The organism is Microbacterium yannicii, from assembly GCF_024055635.1.
In the GTDB taxonomy this organism is placed as follows: Bacteria; Actinomycetota; Actinomycetes; order Actinomycetales; family Microbacteriaceae; genus Microbacterium; species Microbacterium yannicii.
The window spans coordinates 190798-210430 of sequence record NZ_JAMXMB010000008.1 but is presented as its reverse complement, the minus strand read 5'-3'; the positions used below and the strand labels follow the sequence as shown (position 1 = coordinate 210430).

Sequence of the window (19633 nt, the reverse complement as noted above, 5' to 3'; positions counted from 1 at the left end):
CTCGCTAAGGTGGGCGCCGGGGCGGGGAATGGGGACGCCATGGCGCGCTACGTGTTCGTCACGTGGGACGGCGGCGGAAATCGCATGCCCACCATCGCGATCGCCCGCGCTCTGGTGCAGCGCGGCCACGAGGTGCGCGTTCTCGGACACGACTCGCAGGCAGCCGCGTACCGCGCGGCCGGGCTGAGGTTCACCGCCTTCGCGAGCGCGCCCGGCTTCGTGCTCGATCCGCGCCCGGCCGGCATGCTCCGGCTCTTCACCGACCGTGGACTGGCCGACGACACGCTGTCGCAGCTGGCCGCCGATCCGGCGGACGTCGTCGTCGTCGACTGCATGCTGCTGGCCGTCGCCGACATCCTCGACAGGATGCAGCAGACCTTCGTCCTGCTGGAGCACACCATGCATGGCTTCCTGGCGCCGGGCTTCCGGGTGCTCGGCCCCCTGGCGTGGCCCCGCGACGTGCGTGTCGGTCGGCCCCGGAAGCACGCGGCCCCGATCCTCGTGGCGTCCGTTCCCGGTCTCACCGGCCCGTTCCCGCCCCCACCGGAGCTGTCGGCCGTCCGCGGAGCGATCGTGTACGCCGGCGCGATGACGACTGCCGTCGCCGCCGCACCGACGGAGCCGACGGTGGCGGTGAGCCTCAGCACCTTCCGCTTCACCGACCTCGTGGCGACGTGGCGGCGGGTCTTCGCCGCCGTCGAGGGTCTCGACGCGCACGTGGTGGCGACACTCGGACCCGCGATGACGGCGGAGGAGGTCGCGGTGCCGGCCGGCGTGGAGGTGCACCAGTGGATGCCGCATGAAGAGGTGTTCCCGCGCGCGTCCCTGGTCGTCGGCCACGGCGGCCACGGGACGACGCTGGCGTCCCTCGCGCACGGCGTTCCCGTGCTCATCCTGCCGCTGGACGCGACGTCCGATCAGCCGCGCATGGGCCGCGCCGCCGCGCGGGCCTGCGTCGGCGTCACGATGTCGCGCCGGTCCGAGCCTGCGCTGATCCGTCGGGCCATCGAGGACGCCCTCGCCGACGACCGGATGCACGCTCGTGCGAAGCGCCTGGGAGAAGCCATCCGCACGTGGGACGGACCAGGACGAGCGGCCGACGTGCTCGAGCTGTCGGCATCCGTCGCGCGGTGAAGGATCAGTGCCGGTCGCGCGCCCGCACCCTCAGCCCGGAGGTGATCAGGCGCCTGACCAGCTCGTGCCCGGTGACGTGCTGCGCCCCGGCGGCGACCAGCCGCGCGTGCGCCTCTTCGGGCACGTCGTAGTGATCGAGGTCGAAACCACGGCGGGGGATCCCGTTCGCGGCGGCGAACGCATGGAGCTCCTCGAGGTCGGAATCGGTCACCAGATGCGCCCACAGCCGGCCGTGCGCCGGCCAGCGAGGATCGTCGATCAGGATCGCCACGTGCAGATCCTACGGGGACACCCCGACACGACGTCGGCGTGCTTTCGCGGAGTCATCGCGCATCTGATAAAGTAGACCCTTGGTGCGTCGAGATTTCCGCGCCAACTCTTTGATGACATCCTGAGCGCGTGCGCTCCCAGAAGAAACAGGTGTGAAGTGGTTTACGCAGTTGTGCGCGCCGGAGGCCGGCAGGAGAAGGTCGAGGTCGGCACGATCGTCGTCCTCGATCGCCAGGCCGCCAAGGTCGGCGACAAGATCGAGCTCCCCGCGGTGCTCTTCGTCGACGGCGACGCCGTCACGACGGACGCGGACAAGCTCGCGAAGGTCACCGTCACCGCCGAGGTGCTCGGTGAGGAGCGCGGCCCGAAGATCGTGATCCAGAAGTTCAAGAACAAGACCGGTTACAAGAAGCGCCAGGGGCACCGTCAGGACCTCACGCGCGTCAAGGTCACCGGCATCAAGTAAGTCCAGGAAGAGACGCAGAGATGGCACACAAAAAGGGCGCAAGCTCCACCCGCAACGGTCGTGACTCCAACGCTCAGCGACTGGGCGTGAAGCGCTTCGGCGGCCAGAAGGTCCTCGCCGGCGAGATCATCGTCCGTCAGCGCGGCACGCACTTCCACCCCGGCGCCAACGTCGGTCGCGGTGGCGACGACACGCTGTTCGCCCTCGCCCCCGGCGCGGTCGAGTTCGGTCAGAAGGGCGGCCGCAAGGTCGTCAACATCGTGGCGGTCGCGCAGTAGCCTACGACAGGCTCACACACCGCGAGAGCGGTGCAGAATTCCGGAAGGGGCGGGCTTCGGCTCGCCCTTTTCCCTTTACCGCTCGCCCGTCCGTCGGGAAGCATCCACACCTCAGGGGGACCGCATGGTCACGTTCGTCGACCGAGTGACGCTTCACCTGCGCGCCGGCAAGGGCGGCAACGGCTGCGTGTCGGTCAAGCGCGAGAAGTTCAAGCCGCTCGCCGGTCCCGACGGTGGCAACGGCGGTCACGGCGGCGACGTCGTGCTGGTCGCCGACCCCCAGGTGACGACGCTGTTGTCGTACCACCACTCTCCTCATCGCTCCGCGGGCAACGGGGGCTTCGGCATGGGCGATCACCGCTCCGGAGCTGCGGGAGAGACGCTCGAGCTCCCCGTGCCGGTGGGCACGGTCGTCAAGGACGAGTCCGGCGAGACGCTCGTCGACCTGATCGAGCCCGGCATGCGCTTCGTGGCCGCTCCCGGCGGCCTGGGCGGGCTGGGCAACGCCGCACTCGCGAACCCGAAGCGCAAGGCGCCGGGCTTCGCGCTCCTCGGCACCCCGGGCTGGGAGGGCGACGTCCTCCTCGAACTGAAGACCGTCGCCGACGTCGCGCTCGTGGGCTTCCCGTCGGCCGGCAAGTCGAGCCTGATCGCCGCGATCTCCGCTGCCCGGCCCAAGATCGCCGACTACCCGTTCACCACGCTGCACCCGAACCTCGGCGTCGTCCAGGCGGGGGAGCAGCGGTTCACGGTCGCCGACGTGCCCGGCCTCATCGAGGGCGCGAGCGAGGGCAAGGGGCTGGGGCTCGAGTTCCTGCGCCACGTCGAGCGGTGCACGGCGCTCGTGCACGTCCTCGACTGCGCGACGCTCGAACCGGGCCGCGACCCGCTCAGCGACCTCGAGGTCATCATGGCCGAACTGGCGGCCTACCCCGTTCCGGAGGGGCAGCTGCCGCTGCTGGAGCGCCCGCAGCTCATCGCCCTCAACAAGGTCGATGTGCCGGAGGCGAAGGATCTCGCCGACCTGGTGCGCCCCGATCTCGAGGCGCGGGGCTTCCGCGTGTTCGAGATCTCCACCGTGAGCCACGAGGGACTGCGACAGCTCACCTTCGCCCTCGGCGACATCGTCGCGAAGCATCGCGCCGAGCTGGCCGCCGCGCCCGCGCCCGAGCGGCTCGTCATCAGGCCCCGGGGCTCGCAGAAGGAGTTCTCGGTGCGCGTCGAAGGCGGCACCTACGGCAACATCTACCGCATCCTCGGCGACAAGCCGCTCAAGTGGGTCCAGCAGACCGACTTCCAGAACGAAGAGGCCGTGGGCTACCTCGGTGACCGGCTGGAGAAGCTCGGCGTCGAGCTCGAACTGTTCCGCGCCGGCGCCACCCCGGGTGCCACCGTCGTCATCGGCGAGGGCGACGGCATCGTGTTCGACTGGGAGCCGTCGATCTCGTCGAACGCGGAGCTGATGGCCGCGCCGCGCGGCACCGATCCGCGCCTGCTGCGCGACACCCGCCGCACCACGTCGGAGCGCCGCGAGAAGTATCACGACCTGATGGACGCGAAGGCTGAGGCTCGCGCGGAGCTCGAGGCCGAGCGCATCGCAGAGCGCTACCGAAACGAGGAGGACGCCGAGTGAGCGCGCGCGAGCGCCGCGACCTCCCGGCAGCCCGCCGGGTCGTCGTCAAGGTCGGCTCGTCCTCGATCAGCGGCGACAGCGCCCACAAGATCACGCCGCTCGTCGACGCCCTCGCCGCCGCGCACGCGCGCGGCACGGAGGTCGTCCTGGTCTCGTCGGGCGCCATCGCGACCGGCATGCCCTATCTGCTGCTCGACGAGCGCCCGAGCGACCTCGCCACGCAGCAGGCGGCGGCTGCGGTGGGCCAGAACGTGCTCATCTATCGGTACCAGGATGCGCTGCGCCCGTTCCACATCGTCGCGGGCCAGGTGCTGCTGACGGCGGGCGACCTCGAGAACCCCATGCACCGGTCGAACGCCCGTCGTGCCATGGAGCGCCTTCTCGGCCTGCGCATCCTCCCGATCGTCAACGAGAACGACACCGTCGCGACACACGAGATCCGATTCGGCGACAACGACCGCCTCGCGGCCCTCGTGGCGCAGCTGATCGGCGCCGACGCGCTGGTGCTGCTGAGCGACATCGAATGCCTCTACACCCGTCCGCCCGACGAGCCCGGCGCCCGGCCGATCCCGCACGTGACGTACGGCGACGATCTGCACGGCTTCGAGTTCGGCTCGGTCGTCGTCAACAGCGTGGGAACCGGGGGCGCCGCCACCAAGGTGTCGGCGGCGCGGCTGGCCGCGGCATCCGGAATCGGCGTGCTGGTCACCAGTGCCGACCTCGTCGGCGAAGCCCTCGCGGGCGACGAGATCGGCACCTGGTTCCAGCCCAACCCGGAGCCCACGGCGCCTGCCGCGACCGGCGCGGTCCGCACGGCGGTCGATACACTGGGCGGATGACCACCACCGCCACGACGGCACGGGAACGGATGCTGCTCGCCAAGGACGCGGCGCGCAGCATCGGCCTTCTCGGGGACGATGCCAAGCGCGATGCGCTGCTCGCGATCGCCGACGCGATCGAGGCGGCAGCTCCCGAGATCGTCGCCGCCAACGCCGAGGATCTGCGCCGTGGGAGCGAGGGCGGGCTCTCCACCGCCCTGCAGGACCGGCTGCGCCTGGACGAACCGCGGGTGGCAGCCCTTGCCGCCGCAGTGCGCGAGATCGCCGGGCTGCCTGATCCGGTCGGCCGAATCCTCGACGAGCGCACCCTCACGAACGGGGTGTCGCTCACCAAGGTGTCGGTGCCGTTCGGCGTCGTGGGCTCCATCTACGAGGCCCGCCCCAACGTCACGGTCGACATCGCCGCGCTGGCGCTGCGATCGGGCAATGCCGTCGTCCTGCGCGGCGGCACGGCCGCCGAGCACACCAACGCGGCGCTCGTGCGGGAGATGCGCGGCGCCCTGGCCGACCGGGGCATCGACCCGGAGGCAATCCAGACCGTCGACGAGTTCGGACGCGAGGGGGCGCGCGAGCTGATGCACGCCCGCGGCGTCGTGGACGTGCTGGTTCCCCGCGGCAGCGCGCAGCTGATCGAGACCGTCGTCACGGAGTCGTCCGTACCGGTCATCGAAACCGGCGCCGGTGTGGTCCACATCGTGCTCGATGAGACGGCACCGCTCGACTGGGCACGCGACATCGTCGTGAACGCCAAGACGCAGCGTCCGAGCGTGTGCAACGCCGTCGAGACGGTGCTCGTCCACCGAGCCGCCGCCGATCGCCTCGTGGGGCCGGTGGTGTCGGCGCTGCAGCAGAGCGGCGTCACCGTCCACGGCGATCCCAGCGTCGAGCGGCTCGCCGCGGGGATCGTCCCTGCGACCGACGAGGACTGGGCGACCGAGTACCTCAGCCTGGACCTGGCCATGCGCGTCGTCGACGATCTGGACGAGGCGCTCGCGCACATCCGCCGGTATTCGACCCACCACACGGAGTCGATCGTGACGCAGGACGCCGCCAACGAGGCCCGCTTCCTCGCCGAGGTCGATTCGGCCGTCGTGATGACCAACACCTCGACGCGGTTCACCGACGGCGGCGAGTTCGGCTTCGGCGCCGAGGTCGGCATCTCCACGCAGAAGCTGCACGCTCGTGGGCCGATGGGGCTCGCCGAGCTCACCAGCTCGAAGTGGCTCGCGCGAGGCGCCGGGCAGGTCCGCGCGTAACGGAATAGACTTGACCCGTCCCGCGTCCCCGCGGCGAACCCGAACGGAGCCCGAATGACACTCGCCACGATCATCGCCCTTGCTGCGGAGGAGTCCGAGCACCACGGCAACGTCGCCCTCGAGACCGTCGGGTACGGCATCACCGCGATCGTGGTCTTCGCCGCACTGGCGCTCGTGACGCTGTCGTACCGCAACGTGGCGAACCGCCACGCCCACAAGGCGGAGGCGTATGCCAAGGCGCACGCCAACGACGTACAGCGAGCGGGGCACGGTCACTGAGGTCCTCTGCATGTCGGTGACGACAGCTCCCAGAGTGGGGGTGATGGGCGGCACGTTCGACCCCGTCCATCACGGGCACCTGGTGGCGGCCAGCGAAGTCGCACAGTGGTTCGACCTCGATGAGGTCGTCTTCGTGCCCACCGGTGAGCCGTGGCAGAAGGCCGACGTGTCGCCGAGCGAGCATCGCTATCTGATGACCGTCATCGCCACGGCATCCAACCCCCGCTTCACGGTCAGCCGCGTCGACATCGACCGCGACGGCCCCACGTACACCATCGACACGCTCCGCGATCTGAAGGCCCAGCGCCCGGACGCGGAGCTGTTCTTCATCACCGGCGCGGACGCCATAGCGCAAATTCTCAGTTGGAGAGACCATGATGAGTTGTGGGATCTCGCCCACTTCGTCGCGGTCTCCCGGCCCGGACACGTTCTGAACACCGACGGTCTGCCCAGCGAGGACGTCAGCCAGCTCGAGATCCCCGCCCTTTCGATCTCGTCGACGGACTGCCGCGATCGAGTTCAGCGAGGTCATCCCGTGTGGTACCTCGTGCCCGACGGGGTCGTCCAATACATTGCGAAGCATCATCTCTACCGGAGCAAGGAATGAGTACACCCGAGCACCCGGCAACGCCAGCCCTCACCCGTAAGCAGATCCGCGAACTGCGGAACACGGGATCCACTCCCGTTATCACTGCGACTCCGGCGTCCGACGACCCTGTCGAGAACCCGGCCACCTCCGTCGAGCCCTCACCGGCCGACGCCGTCGTCGCTCCGCCGCCCGTCACCGGCGAGCCTGTCACCGGCGCCCCGTCCCCGGCATCGCCGTTCTCGGCAGCACCCCTGAGCGCGGCGCCCGTCAATGCGGCTCCGTTCCCGCGCCCCGCCGAACCGGCACCGGTCGCTCCTGCTCCGGTGCCCGACTCCGCGGTCGACCTCGGAGTCTCCCCGCTGACCCGCCGGCAGGCACGCCAGCAGGAGCGCATCCGCACCGCGTCGGTGCCCGTCATCACGCCCGAGGTGGTCGCGGCCCATGCAGCGGCCTCGTCCGGTGCGGTGCCGGCGTTCGGCTTCCCGGTCGCGCCCCCGCCTGCGACGCCGCTCGGCGAGACCGGCAACCCGCTGGTGAACGCACCGGCGGACGACTCGCAGGTCCCGACGGACAGCGGGATGCACGCCCTGTTCGGCCTGCCGCGCGAATCTGCACCCGAAGCGGTCGAACCGGCGCCGCGCTGGGATCAGCCGGCTCCCTCGGCACCGATCGCCGTGCCTGCCTTCACCGCTGCGACAGCGGCTCCGGAGGTCGACGACGACGACCGACAGGACGAGCCGTTCTCGGACGTCCTCGGCTCGGCCGGCGGGCAGTCCGTCGAGGAGCCCGCAGCCGCGCCGAAGGCGGTCAGTCCGCTCCTCGGCGCCGGCCTCCTCGAGGAAGCGCCCGTCCACGCGGAGCCGACGGCCGTCGAGTTCCCGCCGTCGTTCGATCAGCTGCTGTCGCGCACGACGGGATCCATCGCCATCCCGAACACGCTGATCGTCTCCCAGGCGCCGGAAGTCTCCCCGCTCGTGGCCCCGGTCACGGCGACCGGCGAGGTCATCGTCACCGGTACGTTCAATCTGCCCGAGGGTCTCGGTTCCACCGGCCGCGCAAAGGGCACGGCCGATGGAAAGGAGATCGACGCCACGCTCGTCGACGGCGAGCTGCCGTCGCACTCGTCGCCGACGCCGATCGCCGCCAGCGCCGCCGTGAGCACGGTCAAGACCCCCGGCGAAGTCATCAAGCCCCCCACTCCCGAGAAGGGCGGCAAGCTCATGATGTCGCTTGCCATCACGGCGGGCGTCCTCGCCCTCGCCCTGGTCGGAGTGCTCATCCTCGCCTTCGTGACAGGAGTCTTCTGATGGTCGCGAGTGCGCAGTCCCATGACATGCTCCAGATCGCCGCAGCGGCGGCGGACGCGAAGGGCGGCGAGGATCTCGTCGCCCTCGACGTGTCGGAGCCGCTCCCGCTGGTGGACATCTTTCTGCTCGTGACCGGGCGCAGTGAGCGCAACGTCGCGGCGATCGCCGACGAGGTCGAAGACAGGCTTCTCGAGGCCGGTCACAAGCGCCTGCGACGCGAGGGCCGGCAGGAGTCGCGCTGGGTGCTGATCGACTTCGGCGACCTGGTGGTGCATGTCTTCCACGAGGAGGAGCGCATCTACTACGGGCTCGAGCGGCTCTGGAAGGACTGCCCTGTGGTGCCGGTCGAACTGCCCACGCCGGCCGCCGCCGAGGACTGATCCTGGTTCGGAGCACCGCTCGGAATGTTGTAAGCTTGACGAGTTGCCTCGCGGGAGCGAGAGCAGCGTCAGGGCCTGTGGCGCAGCTGGTAGCGCACCTGCATGGCATGCAGGGGGTCAGGGGTTCGAGTCCCCTCAGGTCCACCGAGAAAAGGCCGCCCGATCAGGGCGGCCTTTCGGTTTTCCCCAGCCACGTGCACCGTGACGGTGACACCGATCCGTCGTGGTCATCCCTGCATCCGCGGATCCTGCGTCGGATCGGCGTACGGTGTCGGGCAGCCGCCGCGGACCGCGTCCGGGCGCAGTTCGAAGTGCCAGGACTCGTTGCTGTACGTCTGACACAGCCCGTACGCCGCGCCGTGCGTGGACATCCAGGCGACCGCGTCGAAGGAGCCGATGTCGACGGCTTCGCCGGCGACGTGGGCCGAGGTGGCGGCAGTGGCCACCCATCTCGCGGCTTCCGCCTCCGAGCCGTAGTCGGACACCGCATCCTGAAGCAGCTGGTCCTGGTATTCGGGGGACCGCCACCCGCTGTTGACGTGGATCACGACGCCCTGCTGCGCGGCGTCGTCAGCCGCTCGACGCAGCGCGTCGCCCAGTTCCGGAGAGAGGCGCGCGACGCCGGGGTAGGCGTCGTCGAACACTGAGACGCCGGCGGGGAGGATGCCGTCCTCCTCGGTGACGACGCCGTCGGCCGACGCCTCGGCGTCACCCTGTGCCGGCGCGGCAGTGCCGGGCCGGGGAGGGGGGCTCCCCGGCCCGGATCTGTCGGCAGCCGCCGCGGACTGGTGGAGCGCCGCGCCGACGGACACCGCGCACACGACGACCAGGGCGAGGATCACGCCCCACAGCGCCACGGTGAGCTTCAGGCGTGCGGAAGCAGTTCGAGTCATGCCCCCACCCCACACGCGCGGGCGTTGCGAGGGCGTATGCGCTTTCCGATAGCTGGACGATATGCGCCGGCTCGTACGATCAGAGCATGCGCGTGCTGGTGGTGGAAGACGAACCTCTGATGGCTCAGGCCATCCGCGACGGTCTGCGCCTGGAGGCGATCGCGGCGGACATCGCGGGCGACGGAGACACCGCGCTGGAGCTGCTGAGCATCAACGTCTACGACATCGCGGTGCTCGACCGTGACATACCAGGCCCGTCGGGCGACGAGGTCGCGGCGCACATCGTCGCCTCGGGCAGCGGCATCCCGATCCTCATGCTCACTGCTGCCGACCGCATCGATGACAAGGCCACGGGCTTCGGGGTGGGCGCCGACGACTACCTGACGAAGCCGTTCGATCTGCAGGAGCTCGTGCTGCGACTGCGCGCACTGGACCGCCGCCGCGCGCACAGCCGTCCACCGGTGCGAGAGCTCGTGGGACTGCGGCTGGATCCGTTCCGCCGCGAGGTCTATCGCGACGATCGCTACATCGCCCTCACCCGCAAGCAGTTCGCCGTGCTCGAGGTGCTGATGGCGGCCGAGGGCGGTGTCGTCAGCGCAGAGGACCTGCTGGAGCGCGCATGGGACGAGAACGCCGACCCGTTCACCAACGCGGTGCGCATCACGGTGTCGACGCTGCGCAAGCGCCTCGGCGAGCCCTGGGTCATCGCCACCGTTCCGGGCGTCGGTTACCGGATCGACGCGGACGGAAGTGCCGGCGGTGAGTAGGGAGCCCGGGCTGAGCGTACGGCTCAAGCTGACCCTGAGCTACGCGGGGTTCCTGATGGTCGCGGGCGCGGTGCTGCTCGGGATCGTGTGGGCCTTCCTCCTGCGCTATGTCCCCGATGGGCCGATCACCGGACCCGGCCCGTTCGTGCCGAACCGCGGCGACCTCATCCGCGCCTTCGCACCGGCGGCCGTCTGGGCGCTGCTCTTCCTCCTCGCGTTCGGGCTGCTGGGCGGATGGTTCCTCGCCGGACGGATGCTGGCGCCCCTGCGACGCATCACGGAGGCGACCCGACTCGCCGCGGGCGGCTCGCTGTCGCATCGGATCGAGCTCGAGGGCGCCGAGGACGAGTTCCGCGAGCTGGCGGACAGCTTCGATGCCATGCTCGCGCGGCTGGAGTCCCACGTCGCCGAGCAGCGTCGGTTCGCCGCCAACGCCTCCCACGAGCTGCGCACGCCGCTGGCGATCACCCGAACGCTGCTGGATGTCGCGCGCAAAGATCCCGACCGTGACGTCGACGAACTGATCGAGCGACTGCGCATCGTGAACACCCGCGCGATCGGCCTCACCGAGGCGCTCCTGCTCCTGAGTAGGGCGGATCAGCGCTCCTTCACTTGCGAGACGGTGGACCTGTCGCTCTTGGCCGAGGAGGCCGCGGAGGCGCTGCTGCCGCTCGCCGAGGCACGTGGGACGACACTGCGCACGCTCGGCGCGGTGACGCCCGCGTCCGGTTCCCCCGCGCTGCTGCGGCAGCTGGTGTCGAACCTCGTTCACAACGCCATCGTCCACAACCTGCCCGCCGACGGCATCGTCGACATCGTCACGTCGGTGCAGCCCGATGCCGCCGAGATCGTGGTGGAGAACACGGGGGAGAAGCTCAGCCCGCTGCTCGTCTCGACGCTGGCCGAGCCGTTCCAGCGGGGGAGCGAACGCATCCGCACCGACGATCACGCCGGCGTGGGTCTGGGCCTGGCCATCGTCCGCAGCATCGCACAGGCGCACGGCGGGACCCTCGACCTCGCCGCGCGCCCCGACGGAGGTCTCCGCGTCACCGTGCGCCTGCCGCGCCCCGCGGAATGAGCACGGCGATCCCCCCATTGCGCGCCTTCGCCCTGTCGACGAAGGTGGGACGCATGAGCGCAGTCACCCCCTTCCTCTGGTTCGATGACAGCGCCGAGGAGGCTGTCGCCTTCTACACCGCGCTCATCCCCGACTCGGAGGTGGTGAGCATCGATCGCTATCCCGACGAGGTTCCCGGCATGGGGGGAAAGGTCATGCACGTGCACTTCCGGCTCGGGGGACGCGACTACCTCGGAATGGATGCCGGACCGCAGTTCCCTTTCACCGAGGCGTTCTCGCTGTATGTGCCGTGCCGTGACCAGGCGGAGGTCGACCGCTATTGGGACGCCCTGACCGTGGACGGCGGGCAGGAGCAGCCGTGCGGGTGGCTCAAGGACCGCTGGGGCCTGTCGTGGCAGATCATCCCCGACCGGCTGGTCGAGCTGATCCGCCATCCCGACCCCGAGATCGCACACCGCGCCGTGCAGGCGATGCTCAGGATGCGCCGCATCGACCTCGCCACCCTCGAGGCTGCCGTGGCGGACGGATGAGGCGGACCGGACGGGCGATCGGATGCCTCCTCCTGGTGCTGATGACCGCCACCGGCTGCAGCGTCTCTACGCCACGGCCGGCGCCTTCTGCAGAGGCACCCACGGTGGGACCGAGCTCATCACCCGGGGCGGACACCTGGTGGCGGGTCGCAGAGGTGACCGGCACCCTGGCGTCCGGCCTCGCCGCACCGTGGTCGGTCGTCCCGCTCCCCGGCGGAGGCGCCCTGGTCTCGCAGCGCGATGACGGCGCGGTGCTCGAATTGACGGCGGACGGCGACCTCCGCGAGGCAGGCGTGGTGCCCGGCGTCGTGTCGGGCGGAGAATCGGGGCTCCACGGGCTCGCCCTGCTCACGACCGGCGAGACACCGATGCTGTACGCCTACTTCGGCGCGGCGGACGACAATCGCGTGGCACGGATGCCGCTGCTCGGCGCACCGGGATCGTTCGAGCTCGGCGAGTCCGAGGTCGTGCTGGACGGCATTCCGCGGGCGAGCACCCACGATGGAGGCCGCCTGGCGTTCGGCCCGGACGGCTATCTGTACGTGACGACCGGCGACGCGCAGCAGCGTGACGCCGCTCAGGACCGCGACGCGCTGGGCGGCAAGATCCTGCGCATGACCGCGGACGGCGAGCCGGCGCCGGGCAATCCCTGGGGCACGCGGATCTGGTCGATGGGACATCGCAACGTCCAGGGCATCGCGTGGACGGCCGACGGCACGATGTGGGCGAGCGAGTTCGGTCAGGATACGTGGGACGAGGTGAATCGCATCGAGCCGGGCGCGAACTACGGCTGGCCGGTGGTCGAGGGCGTCGCCGATCGTGAGGGGTTCGTCGATCCGGTGGCCCAGTGGACGACGAGCGAGGCGAGTCCCAGCGGCATCGCCGCCGTCGGCGACACGGTGTTCGTCGCCGGGCTGCGCGGAGAGCGGCTCTGGCAGCTCGACACCCGTGAGGGGACGGTCGTCGACGAGCCGGTCGCGGCGCTGTCCGGCGAGTACGGGCGTCTCCGCGACGCGGTCGCGCTGCCGGACGGCTCGCTGTGGCTCCTCACCAACAACACCGACGGCCGGGGCTCCCCGCGCTCCGGCGATGACCGGCTGCTGCGTGTGAGGCTGGCGCCCGCGGCGTGACACAGACGCCGGATGGCACGCGCAGCGGCTACGGTGAGAGCGTGAGCTCGCAGCCCCGCTGTCCGCATTGCCGTCACTTCGTGTATCTCGACACCCTGCGGTGCCCGAACTGCGAGGGTGAGATCGGCTACCACCTTCCGACGCGTGAGTTCGTCGGCCTGCGCCACGGTCAGGCCGACGTCGACGGGGAGACCTGGTACACCTGTTCGAACCGCGAGTGGGCGTGCAACTGGCTCGTGTGGGAGAACGCGCCCGCCGGCCGGTGCTTCTCGTGCCGGCTGACCCGCCGCCGCCCGGCGGGCAACGACACTGTCGCCCTCGAGAAGCTCGCGAAGACAGAAGAGGCGAAGCGTCGACTGATCCTCCAGCTCGCCGACCTGGGGCTGCCGATCGTCGGCTGGGACGTCAAGGACGGCGGTCTCGGGTTCGACCTCATCTCGAGCCTGTCCGACGGCAAGCCCGTGACCATCGGGCACTCCCACGGCATCATCACGATCGACCTCGCCGAGAGCCTAGACGACCGGCGGGAGGCGCTGCGCGTGCGCCTGGGCGAGCCCTATCGGACGATCCTCGGTCACCTCCGCCATGAGGTCGGCCACTACTTCCAGAACGTGCTGCTCACCGACGACGAGCTCTGGGACCGCTGCCGTGACCTGTTCGGCGACGAGCGCACGAGCTACCGCGACGCCCTGACGCGCCACTACAAGCTGGGTGCGCCGTCCGACTGGAGCCAGTCGTTCATCTCGGAGTACGCCACGATGCACCCCTGGGAGGACTTCGCCGAGACGTTCGCCCACTACCTCCACATCACCGGCACCCTCCAGACCGCGGCGGTCATCGGCATCCATCTGGATGCGTCGGTGACGAACCTCCGCGACACGGACGTCGTGCCCCTCGCCTCGTACGAGCGCGAGCCGATCCAGCGCCTGCTCACCGACTGGGAGTGGCTGTCGCAGGGATTCAACCGCATCAACCGCTCGATGGGCTTCGGCGACCTCTATCCGTTCACGATCGTGACGCCGGTGCGGCACAAACTGGCGTTCGTCCACGACATCGTCACGCGGGCGCCACTCAGCGAGGGAGAGCAGTACTCGCTCGCGTTGGCGACGGAGACCGAGCGGTCATGACCACGTTCGCGCGGGGGCAGCGCGTGATCGGCGCGGCGACGCACTACGTCGAGAACCAGCCGCCCTGGCGTGTGGACGTGGACGAGTACGCCCTCAACACGCCGCTGGGCGAGGCCGTGCGCGCGTTCGGCGCGGAATGGGCGGAAGAGGGCCTGGGCGAGGCCGGACGAGTCGTCGGCTCCGGCTCGTTCCAGCGCGACGCTGAGCTGGCGAACATCCACACCCCGGTCGCGTACCCGCACGACCGCTGGGGATACCGCCTGGACGAGGTGGAGTACGACCCCTCCTACCACCGCGTGATCGGCGAAGCCGTGGCCCGCGGCGCGCACACGTCGGCGTGGGCCGAACCGCGACCGGGCGCGCACGCGGCGCGCGCCGCCATGTTCATGCTCTTCGCACAGGTGGAACCCGGACACGCCTGCCCGGTCTCGATGACCCATGCCGCCGTGGCCGCGATCGAGGGCTCACCCTGGATCGCCGACGCCTGGCTGCCGCGCCTGTACTCGCGCGAGTACGAACCGCGTCTCATCGTGGCGGGCGAGAAGACGAGCGCGCTCATCGGCATGGCGATGACCGAGAAGCAGGGCGGATCGGACGTGCGTGCCGGCACCACTGTCGGCGAGTCCATGGGCGGTCACGCATACCAGCTCACCGGCCACAAGTGGTTCTGCTCGGCGCCGATGTCGGACGGGTTCCTCGTGCTGGCGCACACCCGAAGCAGCGGGGTCGACGAGGGGCTGACATGCCTGTTCGTACCCCGCGGCCTGCCGCACGGCATGCGCAACGTGTTCCGCATCCAGCGGCTGAAGGACAAGCTCGGCAATCGCTCCAACGCCTCGGCGGAGGTCGAGTTCGACGGCACTGTCGGATTCCTCGTCGGCGAGCCGGGACGCGGAGTGCGCACCATCATCGAGATGGTGCAGCGCACGCGCCTCGACTGCGTGCTCGGCACCGCGGCGGGAATGCGGCAGTCTCTCGCCGAGGCGCTCTGGCACGCCCGCGGGCGTGAGGCGTTCGGCGCGCTGCTCGTGGACCAGCCTGCGATGACCGGCGTGCTCGCCGACCTCTCGCTCGAGTACGAGGCGGCGATGCTCACCGGCATGCGCCTGGCGCAGCTCTTCGAGGCGGAGGCGTCCGACCGCGACGTGACCCTCCGGCGGCTCGCGACGCCGGTGTCGAAGTACTGGGTGTGCAAGCGCGGCCCGCAGCACGCGTACGAGGCGCTCGAGTGCCTCGGCGGCAACGGCTACACCGAGTCGTTCCCGCTCGCCCGCCGGTATCGCGAGCAGCCGGTCATGGCGATCTGGGAGGGCTCGGGCAACGTCATCGCGCTGGACGTGCTGCGGGCGCTCACACGCGACCGCGAATCCGGCGAGGCCTTCGCCGATGAGCTGGCCGCCACGAGCGGTGCGTCGGCGGTCCTCGATCGTCACGTCGAGCGCACGCTGGTGCTGCTGCAGCGGCTGACCGCCGATCCCGGCGAAGCGGCATCCCAGGCCAGGCGTCTCAGCGAAGACTTAGCACTCGCGTTCCAGGCATCGCTCATGCTCCGCCACGCACCGGGCCGCGACGCCGAGGCGTTCATCGCCGCGCGCCTCGGCGACGACCGCGGGGCGCAGTACGGCGTGCTGCCCCGGGGAACGGATGCCGCCGCGATCGTCGCGCGGCACTGAGCCGGCTCCCACGTTCCTGTCGTTCCCAGAACCCTCGCACCCGGCCCGCCTAGGCTTGCCGGATGACTTCTGCGCCGCGCCTCGCCCTGTTCGCGGCCGTCGTGGCGCTCGCAGCCATCTGCACGTCGTGCGCGTCCGGCGCCGGAGTGCAGACGCCGTCGTCTTCTTCCACCGCCGAGGAACAGCCCGAGCCGACGCCGACGCCGACACCGACGTCCGAGCCGGCTCACGCGGCCGTGGCGGCGCTGTCGCTGCGCGAGCGGGCGGCCAGCGTCGTGATGGGTCACATTCCGACCACCGATCCTGGGGCGCTCCACGCGTACATGGAGACGTCCGGTATCGGCGGCTTCCTGCTGATGGGGGCGAACATCCCGGCGGATGAGGCGGCGCTCACGACGATCACCGCGGCGCTGACGGTGGATCCGGCGCGGCCGCCCCTGGTCGCGATCGATCAAGAGGGCGGCGATGTGTCCCGACTGCCATGGGACACCCTTCCGGCGCCGCTCGAGCTGCAGCAGGCCGATCCGTCGGCAGCCGAGGCGGCGTTCGCGGGTCGGGCGGACCTCGTGCGACAGGCGGGCATTCCCGTGAACTTCGGGATCGTCGCCGATGTCACGGCCGACCCGAGCTCGTTCATCCACCGACGCGTGCTCGGAACGACTCCCGACGCCGCGTCTGCCCGTGTGGCAGCGGCCGTCCAGGGCGAGGAAGGCACGGTGTTCTCGACCCTCAAGCACTTCCCCGGGCATGGCGCGGCGCCCGGTGACTCGCACACGGCGATCCCGTCGACCGGCCTGTCCCTCGATCAGTGGCGCTCGGCCGACGCCCTCCCGTTCGAGGCGGGCATCGACGCGGGTGCCGAGCTGCTGATGTTCGGACACCTCTCATACACGGCAGTCGACCCGGCTCCGGCGAGCCTGTCGCCCGAGTGGCACCGGATCGCCCGGGAGGAGCTCGGATTCGACGGCGTCAGCATCACCGACGATCTGGGGATGCTGCAGGGTTCGGGCCAGGCGCCGTACGCCGATCCGGTGGCCAACGCCGTGGCCGCCCTCGCCGCGGGCAACGACATGGTCCTGACGGTGGTCTACTCGACGCCCGAGACGGCTCCGCGGATCGTCGACGGCATCGTCGCCGCGGTGGAGTCCGGCGCGCTGCCGGCCGATCGGCTCGACGAGGCCGCCACGCGGGTGATGGAGCTCCGGCTCGCCGTCGCCGAGGCGGGTGCGGGCGACCTGCCCTGCACGACGTGCGCCCCTGCTCACTGAGTCAGGCGGTCGACTGCGTCAGCCGGCGGCGACGTCGATCAGTCGCCTGCGTACGGCCCTCCCGCGGTCGGCGAATGCGCGCTGGGCGCGCACGTACGCGGCCTTCCCCTCCGCCGTCTCGATGGGGACCGCGTCGTAGCCCCACTCGGCGAGGTCGTACGGCGAGGCGCGCATGTCGAGCACGCGGATGTCGCGGGCGAGCTCGAACGCATCGAGGAGCACTTCCCCCGGCACCAGCGGCCCGAGCTTCACGGCCCACTTGTACAGATCCATCCCGGCGTGAAGGCACCCCGGCTGCTCGAGCGCCGCCTGACGCTCCCGGGTCGGCGTCTCGCGATTGCGCGGCGCTGCCTCGGGGGTGAAGAAGCGGAACGCATCGAAGTGCGTGCAGCGCAGCTCGGCGGCCTCGACGACGGCGTCCGTCGCATCCTGACCGAGGCGCAGCGGCACCGGATGCCGGTGCTCCGGCTGCCGATAGACCATCGCCCACTCGTGCAGACCGAAGCAGCCGAAGCCGGGAGCGCGGCCGGCAGTCGCACGGAGGATCCGTGAGATGTTCGCGATGAGGGCGCCGCGCTCGGCTCGGAAACCGTCACCGTCGACGACGAGCGACCCCCGCGCGCTGCCGGCGCGGTACCAGCGCCATCCGGCTCGCGCGTCGGCCGCGGCATCCGCCAGCTCCAGGCCCTCACCGGCATGCCAGCGGTGCAGCACTGACGGCTTGTACGAGTAGTACGTGAACAGGAAGTCCTCGACCGGGTGCGCCTCGCCGCGCGCAGCCCGCTCCCGGCGCCCGTGCGTCAGCGAGCGGGCACGGCTCTCGTGTGCCGCGGCGCGCGCACGCCAGACCTCGCCGGCGAGAACCGGGACGGGAGCGGGCGCGATCGTCACCGTTCGAGGATACGCGGGGCCTCTCGCGAGGCCGCAGTCCGAACGTCAGGACTCGACCGGCTCGATGAGCTCGGGGGAGTTGTTTCGGACGTTGCCCACGGCCTTCGAGACCTCGTGGTCCTCGAGCGTGTCGGCCAGTGCCGGGGCGGCGTCGATGGCCGCATCGAGCACATCGCGGACGTTGTCGGTGGTCGGATCGAGCCACGCATCGGCGTGATCGGGATCCAGGAACAGCGGCATGCGGTCGTGGATGGAGCCGAGGTGCCCGATGGAGTCCCGGGTCAGGATGGTGAAGCTCAGCAGCCAGCGCTCGGGATCGTCGTCGCCCTTGGTCTTGTCGCGCCACCATTCGTAGAGACCGGCGAGGAACAGCGGCTCACCGTCAGCGGGGTGGATGAAATGCGGCGTCTTGACGCCGTCGACGTTCTTCCACTCGTAGTAGCCGGATGTCGGCACCACCGCACGCCGCTTCTCGAGCGCGCTGCGGAACATCGGCTTGTCTTCGAGCTCTTCGGCCCGGGCGTTGAATGCGCGCGCCCCGATCTTCGTGTCTTTCGCCCATGAGGGGATCAACCCCCAGCGCGCCGCCTCCAGCCGCCGGGTCGGCGGCTCGGTCTTGGCGGAGTCCAGCACGATCGCCGCGCGATCGGTGGGCGCCACGTTGAAGGACGGGGCCGGCAGGTCGTCGCCCTCGACGTCGACGCGCAGCACCCCGACGAGTTCGGGACCGGCACTGGCCACTACGAAACGTCCGCACATGCGGCCAGCCTACGCGCGGCCTCCGACGTCACACCGTGGCGGTGCCGGTGCTTCCCAGCACGCCCACGTCCTCGAGCCGCTCGAGGAGCCCGGCACCGTCGTTGTCGGTCACCCACGGCACCTCGGCCGCCGCGTGGTCGTTGACCGCGGTGCGGCCGCCCGCGAGGACGGCCTCGGCGGGGGAGAGGCGGCGGATGGCGACGGCGACCACTCGCGACGGATGCTCGTCGGTGAAGGTGGTGTAGATGTCGTCGTCGTGCTGGCCGTCGTCGCCGATCAGCAGCCAGCGCACGCTCGGGAACTCGTCGGCGAGACGTCGCAGGTTCGACAGCTTGTGGGCCTTGCCGCTGCGGAACCAGCGGTCGTGAGTGGGGCCCCAATCGGTGAGCAGCAGTGATCCGGGCGGGAAGACGTGCCGGCTCAGGAACCGCATCAGCGTCGGAGCGATGTTCCAGGCGCCGGTCGACAGATAGATGAGCGGCGCCCCCGGGTTCTCGCGCACGACGCGTTCCATCAGCACGGCCATGCCGGGGACCGGCTGGCGTGCGTGCTCGTCGACCACGAAGGAGTTCCAGGCTGCGAGGAGCGGGCGGGGGATGGCGGTGACCATCACGGTGTCGTCGACGTCGGACACGATGCCGAACCGGACGTCGGGCGCCACCACGAACGCGCGGGTCTCGACCGGCTCGCCGCCTTCGACGGACATCGTGAAGGTCTGCCAGCCCGGATCCAGCGCTGCCGGCAGCCGCGTGTCGATCACACCGCCGCGGTCCGCGACCACCACGTGCTCGATCCCGGCGATGGTGACGGTGACCTGCGCATAGCCGATCGGCACCGCCACGAAGCTGCGCCAGCCGCGCACTCCGGCATACTCGCCGCCTTCGGAGACCTTCGCGGGCGGCACGATCATGGCGCGGCCGAGAACGCGGACCCACCCGGGACCGCCGTAGCCCGGAAACGGTGTCACCGTGGGCTTCTGGCCCCGACGCCGCGCACGGCGTTCCCGCCAGGAGTGGAACCGGTACTCCAGGCGCGCGAGCCACAGGATCTTGGCGCGCACGGGCGGGGAGTCGGTCTGAGGCATCC

At 70.6% G+C, this 19633-nt stretch carries 22 protein-coding genes and 1 tRNA gene; 18 read left to right on the top strand and 5 right to left on the bottom strand.

What is annotated here, in order from left to right; all coding sequences use genetic code 11:
* Nucleotides 1-39 precede the first annotated feature (39 nt).
* Nucleotides 40-1134, top strand: a complete 1095-nt coding sequence (locus NCG93_RS04100) for a glycosyltransferase (protein ID WP_194415288.1) — start codon at nucleotides 40-42, stop codon at nucleotides 1132-1134.
* Nucleotides 1135-1138: 4 nt separating this feature from the next.
* Here NCG93_RS04100 and NCG93_RS04095 read toward each other — a convergent pair whose 3' ends face one another.
* Nucleotides 1139-1405, bottom strand: coding sequence for a DUF4031 domain-containing protein (locus tag NCG93_RS04095; protein WP_194415289.1), 267 nt, complete (start codon nucleotides 1403-1405; stop codon nucleotides 1139-1141).
* Nucleotides 1406-1561: 156 nt separating this feature from the next.
* On the opposite strand from NCG93_RS04095, the gene rplU reads away from it, so the two are divergent.
* The 10 genes from rplU (at nucleotide 1562) to NCG93_RS04045 (ending at nucleotide 8575) form a co-directional block, all read left to right on the top strand.
* Nucleotides 1562-1870, top strand: coding sequence for a 50S ribosomal protein L21 (gene rplU, locus NCG93_RS04090; RefSeq protein WP_141894409.1), 309 nt, complete (start codon nucleotides 1562-1564; stop codon nucleotides 1868-1870).
* Nucleotides 1871-1890: 20 nt separating this feature from the next.
* Entirely contained in the window at nucleotides 1891-2148 is a 258-nt protein-coding gene (gene rpmA / locus NCG93_RS04085; RefSeq protein ID WP_194415290.1) for a 50S ribosomal protein L27, read from the top strand.
* Between the two features lie 124 nt (nucleotides 2149-2272).
* On the top strand, nucleotides 2273-3781 hold the full coding sequence (gene obgE, locus NCG93_RS04080; RefSeq protein WP_194415291.1) for a GTPase ObgE: 1509 nt from the start codon (nucleotides 2273-2275) through the stop codon (nucleotides 3779-3781).
* Nucleotides 3778-4620 carry a glutamate 5-kinase gene (proB, locus tag NCG93_RS04075; RefSeq protein ID WP_194415292.1) on the top strand — a complete coding sequence of 281 codons (843 nt, stop codon included), beginning with the start codon at nucleotides 3778-3780 and terminating at the stop codon, nucleotides 4618-4620. The genes obgE and proB overlap by 4 nt, the downstream gene beginning before the upstream one ends.
* A complete protein-coding gene (locus tag NCG93_RS04070; protein WP_194415293.1) occupies nucleotides 4617-5876 on the top strand; it encodes a glutamate-5-semialdehyde dehydrogenase in 1260 nt (419 codons plus the stop codon). The genes proB and NCG93_RS04070 overlap by 4 nt, the downstream gene beginning before the upstream one ends.
* A 54-nt stretch (nucleotides 5877-5930) precedes the next feature.
* Complete coding sequence (locus NCG93_RS04065; RefSeq protein WP_194415294.1) at nucleotides 5931-6155, top strand: hypothetical protein; 225 nt, start codon at nucleotides 5931-5933, stop codon at nucleotides 6153-6155.
* Between the two features lie 10 nt (nucleotides 6156-6165).
* Nucleotides 6166-6762, top strand: coding sequence for a nicotinate-nucleotide adenylyltransferase (nadD, locus tag NCG93_RS04060; RefSeq protein WP_194415295.1), 597 nt, complete (start codon nucleotides 6166-6168; stop codon nucleotides 6760-6762).
* Nucleotides 6759-8051: a hypothetical protein gene (locus NCG93_RS04055; protein ID WP_194415296.1), complete on the top strand. Its 1293-nt coding sequence runs from the start codon at nucleotides 6759-6761 to the stop codon at nucleotides 8049-8051. The genes nadD and NCG93_RS04055 overlap by 4 nt, the downstream gene beginning before the upstream one ends.
* Nucleotides 8051-8431, top strand: a complete 381-nt coding sequence (gene rsfS, locus NCG93_RS04050) for a ribosome silencing factor (protein WP_194415297.1) — start codon at nucleotides 8051-8053, stop codon at nucleotides 8429-8431. The genes NCG93_RS04055 and rsfS overlap by 1 nt, the downstream gene beginning before the upstream one ends.
* 71 nt (nucleotides 8432-8502) lie before the next feature.
* A tRNA-Ala gene (locus NCG93_RS04045) sits at nucleotides 8503-8575 on the top strand.
* 83 nt (nucleotides 8576-8658) lie between these two features.
* Here NCG93_RS04045 and NCG93_RS04040 read toward each other — a convergent pair.
* On the bottom strand, nucleotides 8659-9324 hold the full coding sequence (locus NCG93_RS04040; RefSeq protein ID WP_194415298.1) for a M15 family metallopeptidase: 666 nt from the start codon (nucleotides 9322-9324) through the stop codon (nucleotides 8659-8661).
* A gap of 86 nt (nucleotides 9325-9410) precedes the next feature.
* On the opposite strand from NCG93_RS04040, the gene NCG93_RS04035 reads away from it, so the two are divergent.
* From NCG93_RS04035 to NCG93_RS04005, 7 genes are all read left to right on the top strand, one after another.
* The gene (locus NCG93_RS04035; protein ID WP_194415299.1) at nucleotides 9411-10091 is read left to right on the top strand and encodes a response regulator transcription factor; all 681 of its coding nucleotides are present in this window, start codon (nucleotides 9411-9413) and stop codon (nucleotides 10089-10091) included.
* Nucleotides 10092-10101: 10 nt separating this feature from the next.
* On the top strand, nucleotides 10102-11169 hold the full coding sequence (locus NCG93_RS04030) for a sensor histidine kinase (RefSeq protein WP_241742254.1): 1068 nt from the start codon (nucleotides 10102-10104) through the stop codon (nucleotides 11167-11169).
* Nucleotides 11170-11222: 53 nt separating this feature from the next.
* Nucleotides 11223-11699, top strand: a complete 477-nt coding sequence (locus NCG93_RS04025) for a VOC family protein (RefSeq protein ID WP_194415301.1) — start codon at nucleotides 11223-11225, stop codon at nucleotides 11697-11699.
* Entirely contained in the window at nucleotides 11696-12829 is a 1134-nt protein-coding gene (locus tag NCG93_RS04020) for a PQQ-dependent sugar dehydrogenase (RefSeq protein WP_194415302.1), read from the top strand. Before NCG93_RS04025 ends, NCG93_RS04020 begins: the two co-directional genes overlap by 4 nt.
* A 41-nt stretch (nucleotides 12830-12870) precedes the next feature.
* On the top strand, nucleotides 12871-13956 hold the full coding sequence (locus tag NCG93_RS04015; protein ID WP_194415303.1) for a zinc-binding metallopeptidase family protein: 1086 nt from the start codon (nucleotides 12871-12873) through the stop codon (nucleotides 13954-13956).
* Nucleotides 13953-15629 (top strand): acyl-CoA dehydrogenase family protein, encoded by a 1677-nt coding sequence (locus NCG93_RS04010; RefSeq protein ID WP_194415304.1) that lies wholly within the window; start codon nucleotides 13953-13955, stop codon nucleotides 15627-15629. The genes NCG93_RS04015 and NCG93_RS04010 overlap by 4 nt, the downstream gene beginning before the upstream one ends.
* A 62-nt stretch (nucleotides 15630-15691) precedes the next feature.
* Entirely contained in the window at nucleotides 15692-16897 is a 1206-nt protein-coding gene (locus tag NCG93_RS04005) for a glycoside hydrolase family 3 N-terminal domain-containing protein (protein ID WP_194415305.1), read from the top strand.
* A gap of 18 nt (nucleotides 16898-16915) precedes the next feature.
* Here NCG93_RS04005 and NCG93_RS04000 read toward each other — a convergent pair whose 3' ends face one another.
* From NCG93_RS04000 to NCG93_RS03990, 3 genes are read right to left on the bottom strand one after another with little or no spacing between them, the layout of a single operon-like run.
* Entirely contained in the window at nucleotides 16916-17788 is an 873-nt protein-coding gene (locus NCG93_RS04000) for a 3-methyladenine DNA glycosylase (RefSeq protein ID WP_372495944.1), read from the bottom strand.
* A gap of 45 nt (nucleotides 17789-17833) precedes the next feature.
* A complete protein-coding gene (locus NCG93_RS03995; protein ID WP_194415306.1) occupies nucleotides 17834-18547 on the bottom strand; it encodes an SOS response-associated peptidase in 714 nt (237 codons plus the stop codon).
* Between the two features lie 28 nt (nucleotides 18548-18575).
* Nucleotides 18576-19631: an App1 family protein phosphatidate phosphatase gene (locus NCG93_RS03990; protein WP_194415307.1), complete on the bottom strand. Its 1056-nt coding sequence runs from the start codon at nucleotides 19629-19631 to the stop codon at nucleotides 18576-18578.
* Between the last annotated feature and the right edge of the window lie 2 nt (nucleotides 19632-19633).